The sequence below is a fragment of the Luteibacter sp. P4_D7_3 genome (assembly GCF_056401735.1).
This window is the reverse complement of sequence record NZ_JBFUIT010000471.1, coordinates 1-2,184: the sequence shown is the minus strand read 5'-3', so window position 1 is coordinate 2,184 and position 2,184 is coordinate 1. Positions and strand designations below refer to the sequence as shown.

Below are 2,184 nucleotides of genomic sequence, written 5' to 3'. Positions count from 1 at the left end.
CATCCCGACCCTCCCGCGCTGATAGCGGCGCTGGCCGAAGCCATGTGCCGGTATACACCAGCCTGTCGACCGCAAGATGAGAGTTCATTCGCAGAAGGATGGATGGCGGTCGTGACACCTTTATTGACCGACCAGGCATGTCACGAAACATCCCCCTTGTTTGCCGGCATGACCGCGCCCGGTGACACGATGTTTCCTACCCGCAAGCGCAAGGCGCACTAGGCGTAGACCACGCTGTCGTCACGTCCCGGGCACGACATCGTCAACCTCATCGAAGCATGGTGCATCCTCCCCTACCGAACGGAGTGCACCCATGGCTAATGAGAAAAATCGCCCGCCGCAGCATCCGGGCCAGAACGATGCGCCGAACGACCAACGCAATCCGACGCGTGAACCCGAGACGGATGCATCGGGCGATCCGCTCGACGACTCGGGCGAAGACAATCATCAGACGAAGAAATAACGCCCTCGGGTGAGAAACGAAGTCGACAAGCGCGGCGGCGACATTCACTATGACGACCTCTACCGATCCGATGCCACGAACCGATGCGCCGAACCCTAGCCGACTTTGCGCCCTGGATCGCCATTGCCCTGGCCATCGGCGTCGCCGCAGCGTACTTCGCCCTGAACGCGCCGAGCGGGCGAGAAACGTACGACGACTGCCTCGCCCGTCTCGCCACCTCCGACGACACTGACGCCACCCGTGCGCTGAATCGTGCGTCGTGTGCGAACAGGCCCCGCTCCCCTTCCGGCGCGGAAAACCCCTAGCTCCCCCTTCGCGCCCGTTTCATGGCCATGCGCCGAGCATCGGCGCATGAGCTACTTCGCATGGATACTCTTCATCGGCGTGCTGCTGGTGACCACGTCCATGGCCGCTGGCGTCATACGTCGCGGCCCTATCACGTCGTTCGCCGTCTATCTCGCCGCCGGCATAGCCGCTGGCCCCGCGCTACTGGGCGTTGCGCGCCTGTCATTCGACCATGACAACGCCGATTGGCTACGCTCGGTGACCGAGACGGGGCTGGTGGTGTCGCTTTTCATCACCGGCCTCAAGCTCCGCGTGTCCTTCCGGCACGGCGCCTGGGTGACTGCCGCACGGCTCGCCGTGCCCGCCATGCTGCTCACCATCGGCGGCCTCACCGTGCTTGCCCACCTTGTCCTTGGCTGGTCGTGGCCTCTGGCGCTGGCGCTCGCGGCGATCCTCTCCCCCACCGATCCGGTGCTGGCCAACCTGGTCTCGGTGGACGACGCGCGCGATGACGATGCCCTCCGTGTCGCCCTTTCGGGCGAAGCCGGCCTCAACGACGGCACAGCCCTACCCTTCCTCCTGCTGGCCCTGGGCCTGATGACGGCGCACACCGGAGACACCGGCCTCTGGATCCGCTGGATCGGCATCGACGTCGCCTGGGGGTGGCTGGCCGGGGCCGGACTGGGCTTCGCCGTTGGCTGGCTGGTTGGCTACGCCGGAACCCATTTGCGCCATGTCACGAAGGACGTGGCACCCAGCGATTTTCTGGCGCTGGGCATCATGGCGTTGGCTTATGCGGGCGCCGAGCTGCTGCACGCATCGGGCTTCCTGGCGGCCTTTGCGGCCGGCGTGGGCTTGCGCCGGGTCGAAGTGCACGTGGCCGGCAAACACTCGGCGCAGAGCGAAGACGCCGCCGCCGACGGCACGACGAACCCTGCGGAGCTGCTCGTGCGCCCCAACGAGCGCAGCACCGCCGGCAACGACCACCCCGTGCAGACCGTGGGCTGGGTGGTCTCGGATGCCCTCTCGTTCGGTGACACGATCGAGCGCCTGATCGGCGCGCTTCTGGTCTTCGTCGTGGGCGTCGCGGTGTTGCCTGTTTTCAGTGGGACGGGTGCGCTCGTTGCCCTCGTCCTTTTCGTGGGCATACGGCCGGCGTCCGTCTGGTTGTCGACGGTCGGCAACGGGCTGCCGTGGCAGCGCCGCCTTCTCCTGGGCTGGTTCGGCATCCGCGGACTCGGCAGCCTGAACTACCTTGCCTACGCCCTGACTCACGGCCTAGTGGCGCGGAACGGCGACGACCTCGCGACCGTGGTCCTGACCGTCGTCGCCCTCAGCATCTTCGTCCACGGCGTGACCACGACGCCACTCATGAACTGGCGGGCCAAAGTTCTCGAGCGCCGACGGCAGGAAACCGTCGCTACGTAGAACTACGG

4 protein-coding genes are annotated in these 2,184 nt (G+C 66.2%); all 4 read left to right on the top strand.

The features are described from left to right. Positions 1-222: hypothetical protein (locus AC1DSN_RS21650; protein ID WP_477332815.1), on the top strand; the 222-nt coding region annotated here is incomplete at its 5' end. Between the two features lie 91 nt (positions 223-313). Beyond that, positions 314-463, top strand: coding sequence for a hypothetical protein (locus AC1DSN_RS21645; RefSeq protein ID WP_213947987.1), 150 nt, complete (start codon positions 314-316; stop codon positions 461-463). An 83-nt stretch (positions 464-546) separates the two neighbouring features. Further along, positions 547-768, top strand: a complete 222-nt coding sequence (locus tag AC1DSN_RS21640) for a hypothetical protein (RefSeq protein WP_213947986.1) — start codon at positions 547-549, stop codon at positions 766-768. A gap of 46 nt (positions 769-814) precedes the next feature. Continuing rightward, positions 815-2,176, top strand: a complete 1,362-nt coding sequence (locus AC1DSN_RS21635; protein ID WP_477298715.1) for a cation:proton antiporter — start codon at positions 815-817, stop codon at positions 2,174-2,176. Positions 2,177-2,184 lie beyond the last annotated feature (8 nt).

Excerpts from the sequence above, each read along its gene's own strand:
- AC1DSN_RS21645 (WP_213947987.1), top strand. The coding sequence starts at position 314 with ATGGCTAATGAGAAAAATCGCCCGCCGCAGCATCCGGGCCAGAACGAT.
- AC1DSN_RS21640 (WP_213947986.1), top strand. The coding sequence starts at position 547 with ATGCGCCGAACCCTAGCCGACTTTGCGCCCTGGATCGCCATTGCCCTG.
- AC1DSN_RS21635 (WP_477298715.1), top strand. The coding sequence starts at position 815 with ATGAGCTACTTCGCATGGATACTCTTCATCGGCGTGCTGCTGGTGACC.